Below are 23,287 nucleotides of genomic sequence, written 5' to 3' on the forward strand. Positions count from 1 at the left end.
CCCGCCACAAGATGAGATTTCTTTTAAGGGTCGTGGGAGATGACCACGTTGATAGGTTACAGGTGTAAAGGCAGTAATGTCATAGCCGAGTAATACTAATAACCCGTAGACTTATTGCGTTAGAGATTCTTTTTTTGTTGTTTATAACGTGTTTTTATCCTAGTATGTTACAATATTATGGTTGGTTGCTTAAAGCATATTGCTTATAGCTTATAGCGACTAATTCAACGATTTAAGGTGGTTATAGCGAAAGGTCTCACCTCTTACCATTCCGAACAGAGCAGTTAAACCTTTTAGCGCAGATGGTACTACGCAAGTGGGAGAGTATGTCGCCGCCTTCTTTATGAAAATCCCTAAGTGAAAACTTAGGGATTTTTTTAATAGCTGCGATGCAGTTCGCAAGGTCGACAGTATTCTTTTTTAAAATCTGATTCAAAACGAATCGGGCTTTTTTGTTTTTCATAGGTTGTGCCTTTCGTTTCTTATATAGGTTGTGTCTCTTAATTATTAAAAAGCATGTTTACTAATACTATGCGCCAGATTCAGTTTTTTTTAGTTGTAGGGGGCAAGTTTTTTGGGCATTCAAGAAGTATAATGGAGAAAAATTAAGCTGTTTTTTTATAAAATTTTTTGAAGAAAATTTCAAGGAAAGATTTTTTTAAAGTAATTCAAATCACTATTGTCTGAAATGTTTTAATTTTATCCAATAGGTTTTTGTGTAAATTCGTAATTAATATTATTCATATGGATCTGGATCTAGCACACGAGGACAATTAGGCCAATTAGCACCATCATCTGACACCATAACACACCAATCTTTGTTTTCAGCTTCTCGTAAATTTTCTGTTGAGATTTCATTTTGCTCTGTAGCAGAATTTACTTTTGCATAAAAATATCTTCTTTCATAAGGAGCATCATTTCCTCTTGTTACAAGCCCATAAGGAAGATTATTTATAAGATTTTTCATTGCTACTCCTTTGAGTTTATTCTCATAGCAAGATAAATCAATCAAATAGTAATATAAAAGTACATTTCCGCTTCCTTTTGTAAATTTATGAATATCTAATGATGTTAATTGATTATTATCACAATATAATTGATATAGTTCTTTAGAATTGCGTAAATCTAGGGAAGTTAATTGATTCTCTCTACAGTTCAACACTTTAAGATTTAGTTTTGATGTGTCTAAAGAAGTTAATTGGTTCTTTGCACAGCGTAATAATTTTAGATTTGTAAGATTTGATACATCTAATGAAGTTAATTTATTTTCTGAGCAATCTAAAACAATAAGCTCTGTCATTCCTGACAAGTCTAATTCAGAAATTCCTGTAAATGTACATCGTAGATATTTTAATGCTTTATTTTTATTAACTTTTAATGATGTTAATTCTATCGCATAATTCTCTAAAAAAGTAGAGTTTCGAATATCTTCGTATGTTGCATATGATCTAGGAGCCCCCCAGTCTCTTGAGTTTAAAAAATTTATGTGGGTTACTTTACCATAAATTGTTACTGTTTGTGATTTCAATTTGTAAGCATATCCTACAGGAAAAGATTGATAATAATCCCAATATATACTAGATTCTCCTTCTACATATACATCAGATCCTCCTTCTGCTTGAACTAAGGACTCTCCTTCTCGCATTCCTTCTCCTTCATCTCTTAATCCATTATTGTTTAAGTCTAACCATACATTATTTGGGTCCTCTCCAGCAACAATAGCTAATTTTATTTTCTCTCCAATAGCTTTAGTTGTGGTAAATGTCATTCTATATACCAAATCAGTTATTTTTGCTTTAACTATTGCCTCTTGATTGGTTTGTTTATCTACTACTTTTACAGAGGTTTCCCCTTTATTTATTCCTTCCACTATGACGGTAGTCCCTGATAGTGTCGCCGTTGCTATATTCGTATTTGCTACAAATACTGCATAATCCCCACTACCCGATTCTATAGTACAGGTAGTATAATCCTCAATTTCAGCCGTAACCTCTGATGTGCTTAGCTTGAGATTGTCTATAGGTGAAATAACAACACAACTTGTAGTAATTATTGACAATAGTAACATTACTACATACAAAAAAACTCTTTTCATAATATGATAAATTTAATTAAATATTTCAAAAAGCAAAATAAATAAAAAAAAATGAATATATCGATTTTTTTTTAGTTTTTAACTTTTTAATAACAAACGTGTCTTGATTTTTTATTATCGTTAAATTTTCTCATGTCTAAAAATTTGAAAACAAGGTAATTAAGACTAAACCACTACTTACAGTTGAGTCAAAGCGACTTAGTAACGAATAAAAACTGTCCCTCCACTCATTGTTCCTTTCAATAACATAACGTTCTTTATATAACTCTTTATCAAAATAAAATTTATTATCTTGAATCGAATTATTTTTTTCTTTTGTTCTCACAAATGTTTGATATGATACTTTTTGAAGTTGTTATTTTACTTATAATTTCAATATCAAAATTAGCGTCAAAATTTACAAACAGGCCTTCTATTGATATTTTTGCTATTTCTAAAATAAATGTAACTTCTTCAAGATGAACCTATATGTCAAATAAATTGTAATGATTACTATATATTAGAATGAGGTATAGTTAGCATCATTTTTTATCTGTCAGATAAATATACGCTATTTGTTGTTTTTGATTTTTTTGTGTGTTTGACATCCTAATTTCTTCTTCTTAGAAACGGGAAAATAAACGAATTAATAAATCATCAAGTTATTCCCATAGTCCCTGTCACGGTGGAATATAGTCTCACGTCCTACGACAAATACCTGCGCCTTACACTACTAACACTACAAGAATGGGGCAAAAGCACCGTGAAAAATATAAAAAATAAAAAATCCCTATTCTTTTGAATATATAGATAGGGAGTTATTTTTAATTTGAAAATACATTTTATCTCGAATAGTTTGGAGCTTCTTTGGTTATAGTAATATTATGTGGATGGCTTTCCGTTATACCGCTTGTTGTTATTCTTACGAAGCGTCCGACCTTTTGGATAGTTTCGATATCTTTAGCACCACAATATCCCATTCCAGCACGTAATCCTCCTATAAATTGATGCATACTTTCTTGTAAGTCCCCTTTATATGCTACTCGTCCTACAATTCCTTCAGGGACTAATTTTTTAATATCATCTTCAACATCTTGGAAATAGCGGTCTTTGCTTCCCTGCTTCATAGCTTCAACAGAGCCCATCCCACGATATGACTTGTATTTTCTCCCTTCGAAAATAATAGTTTCTCCTGGAGATTCTTTTGTTCCAGCTAAAAGTGAGCCTAGCATTACGCAATTTGCTCCAGCAGCAATTGCTTTAACTATATCACCAGTGTAACGAATACCTCCATCAGCAATTACTGGAATTCCAGAACTTTTTAACGCATTGGCAACTCCCATTACTGCAGAAAGTTGTGGATAACCAACTCCAGCTACTACCCTTGTAGTGCAAATGGAACCAGGGCCTATTCCAACTTTGACTGCATCAGCTCCATTTTCTGCTAAAAAAATAGCGGCTTCAGGGGTTGCTATATTTCCAACTACCACGTCCAATTCAGGAAACTTTGCCTTAACTGCTTTTAAAACAGAGATAACTCCTTGAGTGTGACCGTGAGCTGTATCAATAATTACAGCATCTACTCCCGATGCAACCAACGCTGTTGCTCGTTCTACAGCATCTGCTGTAACCCCTAGAGCGGCAGCAACACGTAATCTCCCATAAGAATCTTTATTTGAAATAGATTTCTCTTGCAGATTAGCGATGTCACGGAAAGTAATAAGTCCAACCAATTTATTATTTTTATCAACAACAGGAAGTTTTTCAATTTTATTTTTTTGGAGAATTTTTTCTGCCTCTTTCATTGAAGTACCCTCACTTACTGTTATTAATTTTTCTGAGGTCATAACTTCGATGATAGGACGATTTCCATCACGTTCAAAACGTAAATCACGATTAGTAACAATTCCTCTTAGGGTTCCGTTTTTGTCAACAATAGGAATTCCTCCAATACTGTTTTCCTTCATACTTTTTTGAGCATCAGCTACTTTTGCTTCCATATGAAGTGTTACAGGGTCGATTATCATTCCGCTTTCTGCTCTTTTTACCTTGCGAACTTGCATTGCTTGTTCATCAATTGTCATATTTTTATGCAAAACACCGATACCACCTTCACGTGCCATCGCAATAGCCATCGCAGCTTCCGTAACAGTATCCATAGCAGCTGAAATAATTGGAACATTTAGTGAAATGTTTTTTGTAAATTTTGTTGTGATAGAAACATCTCTTGGTAGTACTTCGGAATAATTGGGAATAAGAAGTACATCATCGTAGGTTAATCCTTCACCTACTATTTTATTTTGTTGAAGATTCATAATGCAACTTGAAATTTAGTTGCGTACAAATGTACATCTTTTTTTAGAAATAAAAAAACGGGTTGCTTTTTTCAACAACCCGCTTTCGTATATTACTTTTTTTTCCAATCTTTAATGTTGTTTTCTAATGCTTTTATGTAGCCTTCGTTTCCAGCTTTTTTTGCCGATTCTAGTGCTTTTTCAGCTGTTTTTATGGCTTCTTTGTAATTTTTCAACGCTGCTTCAATATCTGACTTCAATTTTAAAATCCAGTAAGCATTTGGATTTTGTTCTACAGCTTTAGTAGACCATTCCAAAGCTTTGTTCAAATCTATATTTTCTTCATAGTAATAGTTTGCAGCCCTGTGATATTCACTAGCCGTTGGACCATTCATAGCTTTTCCAATGCTTTCCATAACGGCACTTCGCGTATTAACTTTGATTGGTACTTTAACTAAAACATTGTCCCAAGCTAGGGTAAGCATTGCTTCATCATTTCTGATATTATCAAAACTGATTAAGAAAGTTTCGATTTTAGGGCTGATGGTTTCTGGCTTTACGATAGTTTCAGCTACAACTTTTGATGCATCATAGTTTTTTCCTGGGTCACCCCAAAGTTGATGCTCTCGATATAAAAATACTTTCCATTGATCAACTTCTGGAATTGAATAAAGAGCATATTTTCCTGCTTTAACCTCTTTGTTTCCGAAAGTTATTGCTGTTGAAAATTCGATAACCGTAGCTGCATTAGCTCCTGTACGCCAGATCTTTCCGTATGGGACTAAATCTCCGAAAATTACTCTTCCTTTTACTGAAGGACGAGAATAAGATACATTAATATTGGTCAATCCTACAGTTTGGCTTATGGAAGATTTCGGACTTGGATTAGGGGTTTTTAGTTGAGCAAAGCAAATGTTTAGCAAAAACATAGCAAGTGCTGATGTAAGTATTTTTTTCATATTGAATGATTTGAATAAGATTGTTAGCATATTTTGATTAGTACTCATCACCTTCTGCCAGTCCTTTCAATACAAGTTCGGCTGTGGCAGGATTGGTCGCTATTGGAATGTTGTGAACGTCACAAATTCGCATAAGCATCAAAATATCAGGTTCGTGAGGGTGCTTATCTAAAGGGTCTCTGAAGAAGAAAACTCCTTGAATTTTTCCCTCTACAATTTGTGAGGCAATTTGAGCGTCACCTCCTTTGGGTCCAGAAAGCACCTTTTCTACTTCAAAACCAGCATTTTGAGCGTGTTGTCCTGTGGTTCCTGTTGCAATAATTTGGATATTGGCTGAGTGAAGAATTTTTAAATTTTTCATCAGAAAGGAAACCATTTCTGCTTTTTTTCCATCGTGTGCAATAACTGCTAATTTCATTTTCTTTGTGTTTTATTTTTTTGATAAATCGTTGTAATATATGGTTTTTATAATCCCGTCTGCTAGTCCAATTCTCGGTACATGAATTATTTTTGCTTGTCCCCATTTCATCGCATTGATGTAAACCTGAAGAGCATAGAGGATTACGTCCGCACGGTCAGGATTAAAGCCTAAAATACGAATTCTTTCCTCATAAGTAAAGGAAGAAAGGTATTTAGAATGGTCTTTTAAGTATTTGTATGATAAAGGTTTTCCTTCTTTTTTTTCAGAATCTTTGAATATTTTGTTGATATTCCCTCCTGAACCAATGGCTTCAATTGAAGAGATATTTTTTGTATTTTCTTTAATCCAATCTTCGGCTTCTTTCCACATTTTTGAACTAACCATACCATCTAAAAGACGGACAGTACCTATGGGAAAAGAACGTGAATTGATTATTTTTCCATCTACAAAAACGGTGAATTCTGTGCTTCCTCCACCAACATCAATGTATAAGTAAGACTTACCTTGTTTTTCTATAAGTGAATGTATATCAGTAGATGCAATGATTTTTGCTTCCTCTGAGCCATCAATAATTCGGATTTTAACGCCCGTTTTTTTGAATATTTTTTCTGTGATTTCGTGTCCGTTGGAAGCCTCTCGCATTGCAGAAGTAGCACAAGCCATATATTTTTCTACTTTATTTACTTTCATCAGTAAATCAAAGGCTTGCATTGAGTCGGAAAGGCGATTAGCATTTTCTTCTGAAATTTGTCCGTCCAGAAAAACATCAGCTCCCAAACGAATAGGAACCCGAACTAAACTGCTTTTTTTGAATATTGGAGTTTTGTTTTCTGATTCTAATACGTTGGATATTAATAATCTGACCCCGTTCGACCCAATATCAATAGCTCCTAATTTTTTTATTTTCATTTTGTTGTTGGTTTTATAGTTAATGCAAATTTAATTTAAAAAATGATATTTATTTGAATATTTCTGAATTTTATCGCGGCTTATTTTAAGAATAATCTTTTTTTAGGATAATCGATAATAGCTTTTCCTGTTTTTAAAATATCAGCACCGATAATTCCGTGAACTGGTGAGATATTGTGTTGTGTTAGAGCGAAATTTACGTGTGTCAAATCAAAAAGAACGATAGATGCTTTTTTGCGTTTCCATTTCCCGATTTCCAGTAAATTGGTTTTCGATATTTGTGTTTCCATTTCACTGGCTCCTGCTCCTGAGGCTTTAATTTCAGAAAATTCTGTTTTTAAATTGAAATGTTCAATACCATCGAATCCCAAACAAGTGTTTGAGGCTCCCGTATCTAAGATGAATCGCCCTTCTATTCCGTTTATTTTAGCTTGAATTTCAAAATGTTGTGTAATCGTTGGAGTCAAAGGTATTGCTACATATCCCTGACTTATAAGTAATTGTTTTAAATTCATAATTTTAATTAGAATGAGTATAGTACGTTTGGTGGCAAAAGTACAATTTTTTTAATTTTTATTTGATTATTTACAGACATAATTGAGAATCATATTTTGTTTATACATTCAAAGCAGAATTTTTAATACATTATTTTTATATTTTTGCAAGTCAAAAAAATGAGATATTTGTTTTATGATAATTACAGACACACATACGCACTTATATAGTAATGCTTTTGATGAAGACCGTAAGGAGATGATAAAGAGGGCGATAGACTTGGGAGTTACGCGGTTTTTCATTCCTGCAATTGATTCTTCTTACACTCAAAGTATGTTTGCTTTAAAAGAAGATTTTCCTGATAATGTATTTTTAATGAATGGCTTACATCCGTGTGATGTTAAGGAAAATTATAAAGAAGAGCTTGTTCACGTAGAAAAACTGATGGATAAACACTCTTTTTGTGCTATTGGTGAAATTGGAATAGATTTGTATTGGGATAAAACTTTTTTAGCAGAACAACAAGATGCCTTTCATTGGCAAATTGAGTTGGCAAAAAAACATAATTTGCCTGTGGTTATTCATTGTAGAGATGCATTCGATGAAATTTTTGAAGTGTTGGAGCAGGAAAAAGATGAAAAACTTTTCGGAATATTTCATTGCTTTACAGGAACAGAAGAACAAGCTCAAAAAGCTATTGGATATAATTTGAAATTAGGAATTGGGGGAGTAGTTACATTCAAAAATGGAAAAATAGATACTTTTTTGAATAAAATTGATTTACAGCATATTGTTCTGGAAACAGATTCACCTTATTTGGCTCCTGTTCCTTACAGAGGTAAGCGTAATGAAAGTGCTTATATTGTTGAGATTTTAAAGAAAATAGCAAGTTTATATCAACTTTCTTTGGAAGAAGTTGCTCGTATAACAACGGAGAACTCCAAAAAAATTTTCGGTATTTAGCATTGTTTAATGAAAAAAAAATCGTTACTTTGCTATCCGTTACAACCATAAAATAGCTAAAACCTTGGATTATTTTAAATCAATTCGCCCTTATTACGACCGTGAAGTAGAAGATGTGCTACACAAGGTAAAAGACCATTCTTTTATGAAAGCAATGTTGGGCTATGGTTTTCCTCAGTTTTCGGAGCAAGAAAGGTTTGAGTTATTGTCTTCTTGCAAGTCTATTTTTGAATTTCAAACCAAAATAATGTATAAAGTGGTGAAGAAAGCAATGGAAAAAAGTATTGCCGAATTCACCCATGAAGGGTTTGATAAATTGAGTCCTGAAAAGGCTTATATGTTTATTTCTAATCACCGAGATATCGTTCTTGATACTTCATTGTTGAATGTTACTTTACACGATTACAATCTAAAAATGACAGCCTCAGCGATAGGGGACAACCTGATTAAAAAGAAGTTTCTGCAAAAACTCGCTATGTTGAACAGAAATTTTATCATTTTCAGAAATCTTCCACCAAGAGAAGCGTTGGAACGTTCTAAAATTGTTTCGGAATATGTAAGATATTGTATTTGTGAAAATAATCGTTCTGTTTGGAGTGCTCAACGCGAGGGGCGTACGAAAGATGGAGATGACCGAACCCAGCAAGGTGTCCTGAAAATGTTATCTTTGGCTACGCCTCAAGGAATTTCAACTTTGCAGTATTTCAAGCAGTTGAATATTGTTCCAATTTCAATTTCGTATGAATTTGACCCGACCGATATGCTTAAGATACCAGCTTTGATGGCACAACACTATGGTGTAGAATATGTTAAGTCCAAGAAAGAAGATTTTGAAAATATTTTGCAAGGTTGGCTTGGGCAGAAGGGGCGTGTACATATGTCGGTAGGGAAACCATTGAATGAAGAACTTGACCAAATTGAGCGAGAACATAGTCATATAAACAAACAATTACAAGTTTTAGCTGAACTTTTAGATGAGTTTATTCATAAACAATACAAGCTTTTTCCAGCGAATTATATTGCCTATGATTTGCTAAATAAAACAGATAAATATAAGGAATTCTATAATGAAAAAGAATTTCGTCAGTTTGAACGCCGAATGCATAATCGTAGCAAATCAGAAGATGCTATCTCACAAAAGAAATACTTGGAAATGTATGCAAATCCAGTAAAAAACAAGTATAGTTATTAGTTTAAGTTTGTATTATACAATGGAAACAGAAAACTCAAAAATACTTTTGATATACACAGGAGGAACCATCGGAATGATGAAAGATTATGAAACAGGCGTTCTGAAAGCGTTTGAGTTTGATAATATTTATCATCGTATTCCTGAATTATCACATCTGGATTGTTCGATTGATTCAGTAGCTTTTGAAAAGGCGATTGACTCATCAGATATGAATCCGAAACATTGGATAAATATTGCTGAAACCATAGAAAAAAATTATGATAATTATGATGGTTTTGTGGTTTTACACGGAAGCGATACAATGAGTTACTCAGCTTCGGCACTTAGTTTTATGCTCGAAGGACTTTCAAAACCTGTAATTTTTACGGGTTCACAGTTGCCTGTAGGAGATTTGCGAACCGATGCAAAAGAAAATTTAATAACTTCCATTCAGTTGGCTGCATTGAAAGAAAATGGAGAATCTGTAATTAAAGAAGTAGGATTGTATTTTGAATATAAGCTATATCGAGGTAACCGAACTACTAAAATTAATGCTGAAAACTTTCAGGCTTTTGTTTCAATGAATTATCCAACGCTTGCGGAAAGTGGAGTGCATCTGAAAGTTATGAAAGAAAATTTATTGTCTCCAAAAACAAATGCGAAGCTAAAAGTATGGAAAGAGTTTGACCAAAATGTGGCTATAATAAAGCTATTTCCAGGGATTACAGAGAAGATTCTGGACGGGATTTTTAATATTTCAGGTTTGAAAGCAGTAGTTTTGGAAACCTACGGCTCTGGAAATGCTCCTACCGAAAAGTGGTTTTTGAATTGTCTTGAAGCAGCCGTTAAAAAAGGTATCTACATCGTGAATGTTACGCAATGTTCGGGAGGAAGTGTCGTTCTGGGTAAATATGAAGCCAGTGAGTATTTAAGAAAGATGGGCGTAATTAACGGAAAAGATATTACAACAGAGGCAGCAATCGTAAAACTAATGATTTTGTTGAAAAAAAATATTTCTTCTAATTTGTTCAAAATCAGTTTTGAAGAAAATATAAGTGGAGAAATTTAATAAAAAGTTAGCATTTTTCTTTCTCAATAGAAAAAAAATTCGTTATTTGGCATTCTGAAATAGAGAGGTGTCCGAGTGGTTGAAGGAGCACGCCTGGAAAGTGTGTATACGTCAAAAGCGTATCGAGGGTTCGAATCCCTTCCTCTCTGCTTACATAGAATAAATGTAATTTAACCATTAAAATAATTATTAATTAACTAACAAATTAAAAAAGATTAAACATGAAAAAAATGACATCTAAGCTGTTATTTGCAGCTATGCTAATTTTGAATGTCGCTATGGTTAGCGCACAAGAGGTTGAAAGTGCGGAAGCATCGAAAGGGTTTCACCAAATTTTAAAAGAACGTTTTATTGAAGGAGGACCTGCATTTATGGGGGTTGTATTACTCTGTTTGATTTTAGGTTTGGCAGTAGCTATAGAGCGTATCATTTACTTGAACTTAGCAACTACAAATACTAAAAAATTGGTAGCAGAAGTTGAAACTGCTTTGGATAACGGAGGAATTGAAGCTGCAAAAGAAGTTTGCCGAAATACAAAAGGACCTGTTGCTTCTATTTTCTATCAAGGGTTAGACCGCTCAAGTGAAGGAATTGAAATGGTTGAAAAATCAGTAGTTGCTTACGGAGGTGTTCAAATGGGGCAATTAGAGAAAAACGTATCTTGGGTTTCTTTGTTTATTGCTATCGCTCCGATGTTAGGATTTATGGGAACGGTAATTGGTATGATTCAAGCGTTCGATAAAATTAGTGCTGCAGGTGGTCTTGATGCATCTTTGATTGCAGGAGATATTAAAGTAGCTCTTTTGACAACAGTATTCGGGCTTATCGTAGCTATTATCCTTCAAGTTTTCTACAACTACATCGTTGCTAAAATTGATGCAATTGTTAATGATATGGAAGATGCATCTATCTCATTGGTAGACTTGTTAGTAGCAAAGCAAAAAAGATAAAAAATAACTCTTAAATTAATAAAGAAACTTTTAGATTATGTACAAAATATCAAAAATAGGTGCTTTAGCATTAGGTGTGTTAGGGGCATTGCTTTGGATTTTGTTAGTCTCTTCGGATATGACTAACCCAAGCGAGGCTATTAACAATACGCCTATGCAGTGGATGTTTATTGTGTCGTATGTTTTGCTTGCTGTAGCAGTGCTTGTAGCTGTTATTTCAGGAGCGAAAAACGTATTATCATCTCCCAAAGCATTGAAAAAAACACTTATCTATACAGGGGCTTTTGTAGTCATCGTGGGATTGTCATACGCCTTTGCAGGTGGTGACGGAACTGAAAAATTGGTAAGTGCAGGTTTAATTTCATTCTATATCCTTACAACAGTAGCTGTAGGCTTATTAGTTGTTTCGGGGATTAAGAATGCACTAATAAAATAATTGAAATATGGCAAAAAGAGGAATACCTGAGGTAAATGCGGGTTCAATGGCCGACATTGCATTCTTGTTGTTGATATTCTTCTTGGTAACGACAACAATTGAAACCAATGCGGGTATTACTACGAAGTTACCTCCAAAGCTTCCAGTTGATATGCCACCTCCACCACCTGTAAAAGAGAAAAACGTGTTGGTTGTGGTAGTGAATAAAAACAATCAGTTGTTGGTTAACAACCAATTGATGGAGTTGAAAAATGTAAGAAAAACGGCTATTGAATTCTTGGATAATGGTGGCGACGGAACTTGTGCTCACTGTAAGGGAGCTAAAAATCCTTTGTCTTCAGATAACCCAGAAAAAGCAGTAATTTCGCTGAGAAATGACCGTGAGACTTCTTACAAAACGTATATTGCTGTTCAAAATGAATTGATAGCTGCTTACAACGACCTTCGTGAGCGTGAACGCAAACGTTTGTTCCCAGAAGAAGTGTCGTATATGGAGATGGATGCAGAATTCAACGCTGCTAGAACTCCGAGAAGTCGTAAGGATATACTGGAAGGAAAAATCAAGAAGTTACAGGAGCTATTCCCAAGAAAATTGTTGGAAACAGCACCTAAGAAAAACTAAAAATCAGAAACAAAATGTCTAAATTTACAAAAAAGAAAAGTGGAGAGTTACCACCAGTTTCAACGGCATCGTTACCTGATATTGTTTTTATGCTTTTGTTCTTCTTTATGACAGTAACGGAGATGAAAGATAGCGATTTGATGGTTCATAACAAGGTGCCAACAGCTGACCAAGTTCAAAGACTTGACAAAAAAGATCCAGTGGTTTACATATATGCGGGAAAACCTCTTGACAAATACAAAGACAAGTATGGTTCTAATGCAAAAATTCAGATTAATGATAAGTTTGCAGATGTATCAGAGGTAGCTCCTTTCATCTTGCAGTACAGAGACGGTATTCGTGAGGAATTACGTGATATTTTCATTACTGCATTGAAAGTAGACGCAGAAACAAATATGGGACTTGTTAGTGATATCAGAGAAAAGTTACAGGAAGTTAATGCTTTGAAGTTGAATTATATAACAAGAGAAGGTTCTCCATTAGATCAAAAATAGGATTAAAATTCTATAATTCATATTGCAAAAAAGAGATAATATTTTTTATCTCTTTTTTGTTTTTTACTACGGATGTATTTTCTTTAATATATCAAAAAAAATACTATCTTTGTCCCGATATTATTAATACTTGTTTATAGATGAAAAAAATTATTATTGTATGTTTAATGCTTTTTTCTTTAAAAGCTTTTACACAAGATATGCAAAGTTACCCAAAACACGAGGTAAAATTGAATATTTTTAACGCAATCGCTATTGCATCAATTGAGGTTGGTTATGAGTATTTTATCGGATTTAATCAGTCTATCGAAGGAGAAATGTTCTTTAATGATAGATTTTCGTATTTTCCTAAAAAAGATGGCAAGTTTAAGGCTACAAGTTTTAAATTAGGTTACAATTATTATTTTGATTTAGATAATTTATCAGGACCTTACATCAATCCTTTTATAAAAACACGTTTTGGGGAATTTAAAAATAATAATCAAGAAAAAACGAATTTAGATAGCTTTATATTAGGAATAGGTGTTGGATACTTGTGGAATTATAATGATACTTTTGTTGTTGCTCCATATGTGAATATAGCACGTAATTTTGGAAAAGGAGTTACAGAAAATAACTACTTTTGGGCTATTGAACCAAATGCTGGAGTTAAAATAGGTTATAGATTTTAGTAGTATAAACTTTACTCTAAACATTTAATAATTAAGAACTTTGTTTGAGTTTTTCAACTTAGGCAAAGTTTTTTGCTTTTAAGATAAAACTTTTAATCTTATGCTTTGAGGTATGCACTTTAAATCATATCTTTGTCAATTGGAAAATATTATCACATATCAATAATAATGTTAAAGTTATGGTAAAATTTTTGTTTTCAACTCGTTTGATGGCTGTGCTATTCGTTGTTTTTGCTATTGCATTGGCTTTAGGAACTTTTATTGAGAACGATTATGGCATTGATACAGCTCGTATTTGGATATATAATGCTTGGTGGTTTGAGTTGATTATGTTAATTTTTATGATTAATTTCATAGGAAATATCAAACGCTATAATTTGCTAAAAAAGGAAAATTGGGCGGTTTTAGTACTGCATCTTTCTTGGGTTTTCATCATCATTGGTGCGTTTATAACTCGGTATGTTAGTGATGAGGGAATTATGTCAATTCGTGAGGGAGAAACAGTTGATTTTTACGTTTCTGATAGAACCTATGTTACTGTTTTTGTAGATGGCGAACATCAAGGAGATGGGCTAAGACGAAGCAATCAAACAGAAGTTCTTTTTTCACAACATACTAACAATTCATATAATTGGAAATCAGATTTTAAAGGAAAAGATTTTGAAGTAAAATATAAGGAATTTATTCGTGGGGTTGAGGATGGATTTGTTCCAGATCCTGAAGGCGAAGGATATCTTAAATTAGTAGAATCTGGCTCAGGAGGAAGACACGAACATTATTTAAAGGACGGGGAAATCAGTAATATTCATAACGTTCTTTTTGCTGTAAATCGTCCTACAGCTGGAGCAATTAATTTGACAATCAATGAAAAAGGATACTTTATTAATACGCCGTTTGAGGGAAATTATATGACAATGGCAACTCAGGAGCAAACTCCAGTATTTAAAGATAGTATTCAACCTTTTCATTTGAGGTCGTTATATGTTTTAGGTCAAACGCAGTTCGTAATTCCAGAACCAATTACGAAAGGACGAGAAGGAATTCGAAAACTTCCTGAAAAAGAAGTGACTAAGGAAAGCCCTAACGCAGTTGTATTTGAAGTAAAATCTGGAAACGAAGTTAAGGAAGTTACAGTATTGGGCGGTAAAGGTGTTGTAAATCCTCCTATGATGGTCAATCTGAATGGCTTGGACTTTTACATAAGTTATGGTTCACGTCGTGTTCCGATTCCTTTTTCTGTGACGTTAAATGATTTTATTGCGGATAAATATCCAGGTACAGAGAAAAGTTATTCGGCTTTTAAAAGTAAAGTTTTAGTAAAATCGGAAAATGAGAAGTTTGATTATGATATATTTATGAATAATATATTGAATTACAAAGGATATAGAGTTTTTCAGGCACAATTTCACCCCGATGAAAAAGGTTCTGTACTTTCGGTAAATCACGATTATTGGGGAACTCTTTTAACTTACATAGGTTATTTTTTGCTCTACGGAGGATTGATAGCTTTTATGTTTGTAGGGAAATCCAGATTTATCAGACTTGCTCAACAGCTTAAAGAAGTACAAGCTAAACGGGTAACTTTATGTATTCTATTTTTGATGGAAAGTACTTCATTGTTTGCTCAACATGCAATGCGACCTACTGAAAAACAGGTAGATTCAATTTTGAAAGTTACAACTGTAAGCAAAGAACACGCCAAAAAATTTGGAGAACTTGTAATTCAAGATGCAGGGCGAATGAAGCCGGTAAACACCTTTGCTTCTGAACTTCTTCGAAAAATGAGTAAAGATGACACATTCAAAGGGATGGATGCCAATCAAGTACTTATTTCGATGATGTTAAACCCAATGGCTTGGTATTATGTTGATTTTATGTTTGTTAAGAAACAAAATGATAGTCTTCATTCAATTTTGGGAGTTGAAAAAAGAAAGAAATATGTAAGTGCAGTTGATTTTTACGATGAAAAAATGAACTATAAACTTGCTCCTTTTTTACAAGAAACCTATGCTACAAACACTCCAAATCAGTTTCAGAAAGATTTTAAACAAGCAGATGAGCGTATAGGGCTTTTAAATCGTGCTTTGTCTGGAGAAATTTTAAAAATATTTCCACTTTTAGATGATACTAATAATAGATGGGTATCAACACTTGAATTTCGTGAAAATCCAACAGTTGTGAATGACTCATTGTATGCTAATTTTATAAATGGTTCTGTACCAATTTATTTGAATATGCTTCGAGAATCTGTACAAACGGGTGATTATGCTAATCCAGATAAATTATTAGATGCTTTTAAAAAGAATCAACAGAACCACGGAGGAGATGTGTTACCTTCGGAGAATAAGATAAAAGCAGAGATTTTGTACAATAAAGCCCATATTTTCAATCGGTTGTTTGAGTGGTATTTGTATGTAGGAACATTTATGTTTGTACTGCTTATTGTTGATATATTTTCTAAAAATAAAATCTTCAGAATTATTATTAATTTCTGTAAGTATTTGATTTTCATTTTGTTTTTGTTGCATACGTTAGGACTCATTGGGCGTTGGTATATTTCGGGTCACGCACCTTGGAGTGATGCTTACGAAAGTATGATTTATGTAGCTTGGGCTACGATGGGGATTGGCTTGTTATTCGCTAAACGTTCTCCTTTGTCATTAGCTTCTACCGCTTTTGTGACCTCAATGATACTTATGATAGCTCACTGGAACTGGATGGACCCTTCTATAGGAACACTGCAACCTGTGCTAAATAGTTATTGGCTAATGATTCACGTGGCTGTTATTGTAGGTAGTTACGGACCTTTTGCTTTAGGTGCTATTTTGGGAATTGTTTGTATGTTTTTGATGATTTTCACTAATAGAAAGAATAAGGGAGAATTATCTCCAGCTATTCAGGAGCTTCTGATTGTTAATGAGTTGGCATTAACTGTTGGATTGGTAATGCTCACTATTGGTAACTTCTTGGGCGGAATGTGGGCAAATGAAAGTTGGGGACGTTATTGGGGTTGGGACCCAAAAGAAACGTGGGCGTTAGTTAGTATTATGGTATATGCTTTTGTAATTCATATGCGTTTAGTTCCTGGTTTGAGAGGTAAATGGGCATTTAGTTTTGCTAGTACAGTATCATTTTTCAGTATTTTAATGACTTATTTCGGAGTGAATTTCTACTTATCAGGGCTACATAGTTATGCAAGTGGGGATAAGATTATAACTCCTTCTTTTGTGTACTATTCGGTGGCTTTTGTCCTTATTTTGGGGTTAATTTCATTTTGGAAATACCGATTGTATTACAAAAAATAATAAGCAAAATTACATTGCTATATAAAAACAAAAGTTGGGAATTTTTCCCAACTTTTTTTTTGTACTAAAAGACTATTCTTCATCATCGACCGAGTCATCAGGTATTTCTAAAGTACCTGCTCCCAAATCGTCATCGTCTCCTGAGATTGAGAAATCATCGTCTTCATCAAAATTTTCCATCGTATCAGCCAATCGGGTACTTACTTTAACAAGATAAATGGTGTCCTCAGTACGTACCTCTAAGGCTTCAACTGTTTCATTCTTTGCATTTTTAAATCGGATTACATCATCGTCACCATATCCATCAGGATATTTCTCTACCAACATTGATAAAATTTCATTCGTAAGCTTCTTATAATCAACTATTACGCGTTTCATAATTATCTGATTTTTTCGGTGGCTAATGTAATTCAAATTTTAGAATTACGAAATAAAAAAACAAAATTTTAAAATTATTTTTATATTATTATGAAATGTTTTAGTAGTGGCTCTTTTAGAGAGGATAGACCTTTGTTTTATTTATCTGAATTTTATACTTTTGTGAGAATAATTCATAAAAATAGTATGATTATGGGGGTAAAAGGAATAATTTTTACAATAATATCATTTTTCTCAATATATAACGGAATTTTATCATCTCTAAAACAAAAAGATGATGAAAAGATAAGGAAGAGTAAAATTCCTTTTGAGGTGAGAGAATACTACAAAGGTATTGATTTTTCAAAAAAAGGGGCAGAACTCTACGAAGATTTAGCAATATTGACCATAGAAAAACACACTAAATTTTTAAAATATTCTGACAGACATCATTATCTTTATAAGGCAGATTGTTCAGAAGTTAATCCCGAAAATGTAACATTAATTTATACCAGTGAAGAACGTTTTTGGAAAGAGTATGAAGGCAATAAAAAATATTCTCCTAATACGTTTAATACAGAACATGTGTGTCCCCGCTAAAAGATTATTACACAAGCAGTTACAGATTTACATCATTTAAGGGTTTGTGACTCCAAAGTGAATAACAGACGTGGAAATTATCCTTTTACCGATGGTAAAGGAGAAGCTAAGTTGGTAAACAAAAGTTGGTTTCCAGGAGACGAATGGAAAGGTGATGTAGCAAGAATGATTTTGTATCTGAATCTGAGGTATGGAGAAGAGTTAAACGAAGATATATCAACAGGAGGTGTTGATTTACTGCTGAAGTGGAACGCCGAAGATCCAGTTTCTTTTATCGAAAAAAACAGAAATAAGTGTGATTCAACAAGCACAAGGAAATCGTAATCCTTTTATAGATAATCCCTATTTGGCAACATTAATTTGGGGAGGAATTCAGGCTGAAAATATTTGGAAATAAAATAGGCGAGTTTATATAACTCGCCCATTTTTGTTATAAAAAGATTTTTATTTAACATTAAAGAAAGAATCTACAAATTCATATTTATTGAAAATCTGCAAATCGTCGATACCTTCGCCTACACCAATGTATTTAACAGGAATTTGAAATTGGTCGGAAATTCCTATGACTACACCTCCTTTAGCTGTTCCGTCCAATTTGGTTATAGCAAGTGCAGTAACATCGGTTGCTTTGGTAAACTCTTTTGCCTGTTCAAAGGCATTTTGTCCAGTAGAACCATCTAAAACTAATAAAACATCGTGTGGAGCATCTGGAATTACTTTTTGCATCACGCGTTTTACTTTGCTTAACTCATTCATTAAGTTAATTTTATTATGCAGACGACCTGCAGTATCGATAATTACCACATCAGCATTTTGGCTCACTCCTGAATTTAAAGAGTCATAAGCCACTGATGCAGGGTCACTTCCTAACTGTTGTTTTACAATGGGAACGTCTACACGGTCAGCCCATACTTGTAGTTGATCAATAGCTGCTGCACGGAATGTGTCTGCTGCCCCCAGTATTACTTTTAATCCTTTCTTTTTAAATTGATTTGCTAATTTTCCTATGGTTGTCGTTTTTCCAGCACCATTCACTCCAACGACCATTATCACGTAAGGTTTTTTATTTGAAGGAATTGAAAAATCGGTTTCTTCACCGCTTTTGCTTTCAGAAAGAAGTGAAGCTATTTCTTCGCGAAGAATTTTATTTAACTCATTTGTTCCTAAATATTTATCTTTAGCAACACGAGCTTCAATTCGGTCGATAATTTTTAGTGTAGTATTTACACCAACATCACTTGCTATAAGGACTTCTTCTAGATTATCAAGAACCTCATCGTCTACTTTTGATTTTCCAACAATAGCTTTCCCGAGTTTATCAAAGAAACTATTTTTTGATTTTTCTAGTCCTTTATCTAAAGTTTCTTTTTTTTCCTTTGAGAAAATATTTTTTAAAAATTTCAGTGCCATTTTTTTATTATTTTAAGGTCAAAAAATAATATCAATAAAAAGAGAGGAAATAACTCTTTTTTAAATTTCCGCTAAAATACAAAAAAAGTATAATAAAACTATGATTCTTAAAAATCTTTATTAACTAAAAGCAAAAAAGCCGTCTCACGACAGCTTTCGTTATTTATAAATAGAGAAAATTAAATTATTTTTTTTTCAAGAATTCATCTACTAATTCTGGAGCCATAACGCTTTCAACGAAAGTATAAGCACCCGTTTTAGGAGATCTAACCATTTTAATGGCTTTTGTCAATTTTTTTGATTTTCCCTGTAATGTTGCTACTGTTTTCTTTGCCATGACTCTTTATTATTTAATTTCTTTATGAACAGTTACTCTTTTCAAGATAGGATTGAATTTCTTTAATTCCAATCTATCAGGTGTATTTTTTTTATTTTTTGTTGTAACATAACGAGACGTACCTGGCATACCAGATTCTTTATGCTCAGTACATTCCATAATAACTTGTATTCTATTTCCTTTCTTAGCCATTGTACTATGTTTTTATATTTTTAAGATACTATTAAATGTACCCTTTGCGTTCAATTTGTCTTAAAACTGCGTAAATTCCTTTTTTGTCGATTGTTTTTATCGCAGATGCTGATACTCTCAATGTAATCCAACGGTCTTCTTCAGGAATGTAGAAACGTTTAGTTCTTAAGTTTACGTTGAATTTACGTTTTGTTTTGTTCATTGCGTGAGATACATTATTTCCCACCAAAGCTTTTTTACCTGTTAATTCACAAACTCTAGCCATTTTTCTCTATTTCTATTATTATAAAATCTTAGTTAATCAAAATCAGGGTGCAAATTAACGTACTTTTTTTGAAACAGCCAAATTATATTTGATATTTTTTAGGGAAAAGATATGATTTTATTCAAATCAACGAAAATTAAGGTTATGTATTGGTCAATAATTCCTCAATTTTTTTCATCACTCCTTCGTTATTGTTGTCGTATTCTGTTACAAAAGAAGCAATTTTTTTTACCTCTGACTCAGCATTTTTTATCGCATAACTGAACTTAGCAATTTGCATCATTTCAATATCATTCATTTGGTCGCCAAAAACAAGAGTTTCATCGGGATATATATTCCAAATCTTTTGTAATTCGCTTAATGCTAATCCTTTATTTACTTTTTGATGAGTGATATCAAGCCAGAAATTACCTGAAATAACAACATTAAAGTCTTTCGAAAAGTCCTTCAATCGCGGATAAGAATTTATTTTGGAAGTTTCTTTGTCACAAATTGAAATTTTAAAAATAGTGTCGTCAATGGTTGAGAAATCTGTAACTCTTTGATAAGAAGGGTAGTGCCTCACAATTTCCTGAAAAATACTTTCTGAATCGGTTTTGATGTAAGCTCTTTTCTTTCCACAAACAACAACACCTATGTTTTTTATTTGTTCACAGGCATCTAAAATGGGTTTTATGTCATCTGTTATTGGAATTTCATACAATTCTTGTTCTTGGAATTTGACAAAAGCACCATTGTCCGATACAAAACCAATCTCAGAAATAATTGGTTCAAAGAGTTTTTCTAGGCTCTGCATTTGTCGTCCACTAGCGACACAGAAGCGAATATCTTTTTCTTTAATTAGTTTGAAAATTCTCCAGAAACTATCAGGAATTTCTTTTTTATTGTTAACCAAAGTTCCGTCAATATCCGATACAATTAATTTTATCATAAGTTTTTTTGCAAAGAAATAACTTTTTTCAATAAAAGGTATATTTTTGCCATAAAAATTTACTTGCATCGTGATTTTTTAATCAATTAAATTATGAGAAATTCAGAAGTTTTACATACTCCCATAGTGTATCTTCGTGGTGTTGGCACACAACGTGCTGAACTTCTGAAGAGTGAATTGGGCATTTTTGAATTTCAAGATTTATTAAACTTATTTCCATATAGATACATTGACAGAACCCGATTTTATAAAATTAATGAACTACAGAGTAATAGCTCTGAGGTTCAGATAATAGGCAAAATAGTTCACTTAAAAACGGTAGAGTCCACTTCTCGCAAAAATATGAGTCGTTTGGTGGCTACGTTTGTAGATGACACAGGTTCAATGGAATTGGTGTGGTTCAAAGGTTTAAAATGGATGAGAGATTCTTTGAAAATTAATGAACCTTACGTTATTTTTGGAAAAGTAAATTCTTTCAACGGCATTTTTTCGATGGCACACCCAGAAATGGATTTGCTAAAAGATTTTGATAAAAATCTGGGTGGAAGCATTCAGCCTGTGTATCCTTCTACTGAGAAGCTTACAAAAAAAGGTATTAGTAATCGGGTAATGAGGCAATTGATGCAAAATATGTTTGAAGATATTGGCGATGTGTTTTACGAAAGTTTGCCACAAACAATAATTTCTTCGCTCAATTTGGTTTCTAAATCAGAAGCTCTTACTAATATCCATTTTCCTAAAAATCAGGAATCACTTACAAAAGCTATTTTTAGACTAAAATTTGAAGAACTTTTCTACATTCAGTTGCAGTTAGTTCGAAAAAATATGCTCCAAAAGCAGAAAATTAAAGGCTTTCCGTTTGATAGAGTAGGAGAGCATTTCACAAATTTTTATGAAAATCATTTGCCTTTTCCTTTAACCAATGCACAAAAACGTGTTCTGAAAGAAATCCGAAATGATTTAGGTAGTAACGCTCAGATGAACAGACTTTTACAAGGAGATGTAGGTTCGGGTAAAACGATTGTAGCCTTGATGGCAATGCTTTTGGCTGTGGATAATGGCTTTCAAGCTTGTTTGATGGCGCCTACTGAAATTCTTGCAAATCAGCACTTTCAAGGAATTTCAGATTTGTTAAAGCATACAAACGTAAAAGTAGCTTTACTAACGGGCTCAAGCAAAACAAGTGAACGAAAAGAAGTTGATAGTCAGTTAAAAAGCGGAGAACTTTCCATTCTGATAGGAACTCACGCTGTTTTGGAAGATAAAGTGATTTTTAGCAATTTAGGTTTAGCAATTATTGATGAACAACATCGTTTTGGAGTTGCTCAACGTTCTAAACTTTGGAGAAAAAATCATACTCCTCCGCACATTTTAGTGATGACAGCTACGCCTATTCCTCGAACTTTAGCTATGAGTGTGTATGGTGATTTGGATATTTCAATAATAGACGAACTTCCCCCTGGAAGAAAACCTGTAAAAACAGTTCATCAGTTTGAAAATAGCAGGGTAAAAGTGTATGAATTTGTAAAAAAAGAGATAGATAAGGGTAGACAGGCTTACGTAGTTTATCCTTTAATTGAAGAATCGGAGTCTCTTGATTTTAAGAATCTTACAGAAGGGTATGAATATATTTCAGCTAGTTTCCCGTTGCCAAAGTATAATGTTTCAATAGTTCACGGAAAATTAAAACCAGCTGAAAAAGATGCCGAGATGGAAAAGTTTGTAAAAGGTAAAACTCAGATAATGGTAGCTACAACAGTTATTGAGGTGGGGGTTAATGTACCAAATGCTTCAGTTATGGTTATAGAAAGTGCGGAACGTTTTGGGCTTTCTCAACTACATCAGTTACGAGGACGGGTAGGAAGAGGAAGTGAGCAAAGTTATTGCATATTGATGACAGGTAATGAATTAAGTAGTGATACCCGCACCAGAATGCAAACAATGGTACATACAAATGATGGATTTGAAATTGCTGAGGTGGATTTAAAATTGAGAGGTCCAGGTGATTTGATGGGAACTCAGCAGAGTGGGGTTTTGTCTTTAAAAATTGCTGATATTGTAAAAGACCAAGATTTACTTAAAATGGCACGTTATCAAGCAATTGACTTATTGAAATCGGATTGTAATTTAGAAAAACCAGAAAATAAAATGGTGCTTTATACACTATATCAATTACTTAAGCATAAAAATATTTGGACACATATTTCGTAAGTAATTTTTTTGAAAGAAATACGGAAGAACATTTAAACAAAAAGCTTCAAAGTTTTGTACTTTGAAGCTTTTTTTGTGGGTCCTACTGGATTCGAACCAGTGACCCTCTGCTTGTAAGGCAGATGCTCTGAACCAGCTGAGCTAAGAACCC

General features: G+C 33.3%; 24 protein-coding genes, 2 tRNA genes, 2 rRNA genes and 1 pseudogene. 16 read left to right on the forward strand and 13 right to left on the reverse strand.

Going from position 1 to position 23,287, the window contains the following annotated elements:
• Window positions 1-119: ribosomal RNA gene (locus YW9_RS0107060) — 23S ribosomal RNA — on the forward strand; the annotation flags it as partial.
• A 114-nt stretch (window positions 120-233) separates the two neighbouring features.
• Window positions 234-341 (forward strand): 5S ribosomal RNA (gene rrf / locus YW9_RS0107065).
• 395 nt (window positions 342-736) lie between these two features.
• Here rrf and YW9_RS13080 read toward each other — a convergent pair.
• A complete protein-coding gene (locus YW9_RS13080; RefSeq protein ID WP_018279485.1) occupies window positions 737-2,095 on the reverse strand; it encodes a leucine-rich repeat domain-containing protein in 1,359 nt (452 codons plus the stop codon).
• Window positions 2,096-2,708: 613 nt separating this feature from the next.
• Between YW9_RS13080 and YW9_RS13865 the strand changes: the two are divergent.
• A pseudogene (locus YW9_RS13865) lies at window positions 2,709-2,876 on the forward strand (winged helix-turn-helix transcriptional regulator); the annotation flags it as partial.
• 40 nt (window positions 2,877-2,916) lie between these two features.
• Here YW9_RS13865 and guaB read toward each other — a convergent pair.
• The 5 genes from guaB to YW9_RS0107095 form a co-directional block, all read right to left on the reverse strand.
• The gene (gene guaB / locus YW9_RS0107075; protein WP_018279486.1) at window positions 2,917-4,389 is read right to left on the reverse strand and encodes an IMP dehydrogenase; all 1,473 of its coding nucleotides are present in this window, start codon (window positions 4,387-4,389) and stop codon (window positions 2,917-2,919) included.
• A gap of 92 nt (window positions 4,390-4,481) precedes the next feature.
• Complete coding sequence (locus YW9_RS0107080) at window positions 4,482-5,327, reverse strand: DUF2911 domain-containing protein (RefSeq protein ID WP_026193884.1); 846 nt, start codon at window positions 5,325-5,327, stop codon at window positions 4,482-4,484.
• A gap of 37 nt (window positions 5,328-5,364) precedes the next feature.
• Window positions 5,365-5,745, reverse strand: coding sequence for a methylglyoxal synthase (locus YW9_RS0107085; RefSeq protein ID WP_018279488.1), 381 nt, complete (start codon window positions 5,743-5,745; stop codon window positions 5,365-5,367).
• 12 nt (window positions 5,746-5,757) lie between these two features.
• Window positions 5,758-6,657: a Ppx/GppA phosphatase family protein gene (locus YW9_RS0107090; protein ID WP_018279489.1), complete on the reverse strand. Its 900-nt coding sequence runs from the start codon at window positions 6,655-6,657 to the stop codon at window positions 5,758-5,760.
• Window positions 6,658-6,737: 80 nt separating this feature from the next.
• Window positions 6,738-7,172 carry a retropepsin-like aspartic protease gene (locus tag YW9_RS0107095; protein WP_018279490.1) on the reverse strand — a complete coding sequence of 145 codons (435 nt, stop codon included), beginning with the start codon at window positions 7,170-7,172 and terminating at the stop codon, window positions 6,738-6,740.
• A gap of 181 nt (window positions 7,173-7,353) precedes the next feature.
• Here YW9_RS0107095 and YW9_RS0107100 point away from each other — a divergent pair, with 181 nt between their 5' ends.
• From YW9_RS0107100 to ccsA, 10 genes are all read left to right on the forward strand, one after another.
• Window positions 7,354-8,115, forward strand: a complete 762-nt coding sequence (locus YW9_RS0107100) for a TatD family hydrolase (protein ID WP_026193886.1) — start codon at window positions 7,354-7,356, stop codon at window positions 8,113-8,115.
• A 64-nt stretch (window positions 8,116-8,179) separates the two neighbouring features.
• Window positions 8,180-9,307, forward strand: coding sequence for a 1-acyl-sn-glycerol-3-phosphate acyltransferase (locus YW9_RS0107105; protein WP_018279492.1), 1,128 nt, complete (start codon window positions 8,180-8,182; stop codon window positions 9,305-9,307).
• Window positions 9,308-9,326: 19 nt separating this feature from the next.
• Window positions 9,327-10,355: an asparaginase gene (locus tag YW9_RS0107110; RefSeq protein WP_018279493.1), complete on the forward strand. Its 1,029-nt coding sequence runs from the start codon at window positions 9,327-9,329 to the stop codon at window positions 10,353-10,355.
• 61 nt (window positions 10,356-10,416) lie between these two features.
• Window positions 10,417-10,504 (forward strand) — tRNA-Ser (locus tag YW9_RS0107115).
• A 72-nt stretch (window positions 10,505-10,576) separates the two neighbouring features.
• Window positions 10,577-11,305, forward strand: coding sequence for a MotA/TolQ/ExbB proton channel family protein (locus YW9_RS0107120; RefSeq protein ID WP_026193887.1), 729 nt, complete (start codon window positions 10,577-10,579; stop codon window positions 11,303-11,305).
• 37 nt (window positions 11,306-11,342) lie between these two features.
• Window positions 11,343-11,741 (forward strand): hypothetical protein, encoded by a 399-nt coding sequence (locus YW9_RS0107125; protein ID WP_018279495.1) that lies wholly within the window; start codon window positions 11,343-11,345, stop codon window positions 11,739-11,741.
• Window positions 11,742-11,748: 7 nt separating this feature from the next.
• Window positions 11,749-12,363: an ExbD/TolR family protein gene (locus YW9_RS0107130; RefSeq protein WP_018279496.1), complete on the forward strand. Its 615-nt coding sequence runs from the start codon at window positions 11,749-11,751 to the stop codon at window positions 12,361-12,363.
• A 14-nt stretch (window positions 12,364-12,377) separates the two neighbouring features.
• The gene (locus YW9_RS0107135) at window positions 12,378-12,857 is read left to right on the forward strand and encodes an ExbD/TolR family protein (RefSeq protein WP_026193888.1); all 480 of its coding nucleotides are present in this window, start codon (window positions 12,378-12,380) and stop codon (window positions 12,855-12,857) included.
• 140 nt (window positions 12,858-12,997) lie between these two features.
• On the forward strand, window positions 12,998-13,528 hold the full coding sequence (locus tag YW9_RS0107140) for a hypothetical protein (protein ID WP_018279498.1): 531 nt from the start codon (window positions 12,998-13,000) through the stop codon (window positions 13,526-13,528).
• 179 nt (window positions 13,529-13,707) lie between these two features.
• On the forward strand, window positions 13,708-16,833 hold the full coding sequence (ccsA, locus tag YW9_RS0107145; protein WP_026193889.1) for a cytochrome c biogenesis protein CcsA: 3,126 nt from the start codon (window positions 13,708-13,710) through the stop codon (window positions 16,831-16,833).
• A 72-nt stretch (window positions 16,834-16,905) separates the two neighbouring features.
• Here the strand turns inward: ccsA and YW9_RS0107150 are convergent, their stop codons facing one another.
• The gene (locus YW9_RS0107150) at window positions 16,906-17,211 is read right to left on the reverse strand and encodes a hypothetical protein (protein ID WP_018279500.1); all 306 of its coding nucleotides are present in this window, start codon (window positions 17,209-17,211) and stop codon (window positions 16,906-16,908) included.
• A gap of 192 nt (window positions 17,212-17,403) precedes the next feature.
• On the opposite strand from YW9_RS0107150, the gene YW9_RS13870 reads away from it, so the two are divergent.
• Together YW9_RS13870 and YW9_RS13875 are read left to right on the forward strand one after the other, a co-directional pair.
• Window positions 17,404-17,790 (forward strand): hypothetical protein, encoded by a 387-nt coding sequence (locus YW9_RS13870; protein ID WP_394356340.1) that lies wholly within the window; start codon window positions 17,404-17,406, stop codon window positions 17,788-17,790.
• Between the two features lie 57 nt (window positions 17,791-17,847).
• Window positions 17,848-18,114 carry an endonuclease gene (locus tag YW9_RS13875; RefSeq protein WP_051074750.1) on the forward strand — a complete coding sequence of 89 codons (267 nt, stop codon included), beginning with the start codon at window positions 17,848-17,850 and terminating at the stop codon, window positions 18,112-18,114.
• A gap of 120 nt (window positions 18,115-18,234) precedes the next feature.
• Here the strand turns inward: YW9_RS13875 and ftsY are convergent, their stop codons facing one another.
• From ftsY to YW9_RS0107180, 5 genes are all read right to left on the reverse strand, one after another.
• Entirely contained in the window at window positions 18,235-19,200 is a 966-nt protein-coding gene (gene ftsY, locus YW9_RS0107160) for a signal recognition particle-docking protein FtsY (protein WP_018279502.1), read from the reverse strand.
• A gap of 184 nt (window positions 19,201-19,384) precedes the next feature.
• Entirely contained in the window at window positions 19,385-19,537 is a 153-nt protein-coding gene (locus YW9_RS13330; RefSeq protein WP_018279503.1) for a DUF4295 domain-containing protein, read from the reverse strand.
• A 9-nt stretch (window positions 19,538-19,546) separates the two neighbouring features.
• On the reverse strand, window positions 19,547-19,729 hold the full coding sequence (gene rpmG / locus YW9_RS0107170) for a 50S ribosomal protein L33 (protein ID WP_018279504.1): 183 nt from the start codon (window positions 19,727-19,729) through the stop codon (window positions 19,547-19,549).
• A 31-nt stretch (window positions 19,730-19,760) separates the two neighbouring features.
• Window positions 19,761-19,994: a 50S ribosomal protein L28 gene (gene rpmB, locus YW9_RS0107175; protein WP_018279505.1), complete on the reverse strand. Its 234-nt coding sequence runs from the start codon at window positions 19,992-19,994 to the stop codon at window positions 19,761-19,763.
• A gap of 142 nt (window positions 19,995-20,136) precedes the next feature.
• Entirely contained in the window at window positions 20,137-20,925 is a 789-nt protein-coding gene (locus YW9_RS0107180) for an HAD family hydrolase (protein WP_026193890.1), read from the reverse strand.
• A 93-nt stretch (window positions 20,926-21,018) separates the two neighbouring features.
• Between YW9_RS0107180 and recG the strand changes: the two genes are divergently transcribed.
• A complete protein-coding gene (gene recG / locus YW9_RS0107185) occupies window positions 21,019-23,136 on the forward strand; it encodes an ATP-dependent DNA helicase RecG (protein WP_018279507.1) in 2,118 nt (705 codons plus the stop codon).
• Window positions 23,137-23,212: 76 nt separating this feature from the next.
• Here recG and YW9_RS0107190 read toward each other — a convergent pair.
• A tRNA-Val gene (locus YW9_RS0107190) sits at window positions 23,213-23,287 on the reverse strand.

Origin of the sequence: Capnocytophaga cynodegmi DSM 19736 (genome assembly GCF_000379185.1) — a bacterium.
GTDB lineage: Bacteria > Bacteroidota > Bacteroidia > Flavobacteriales > Flavobacteriaceae > Capnocytophaga > Capnocytophaga cynodegmi.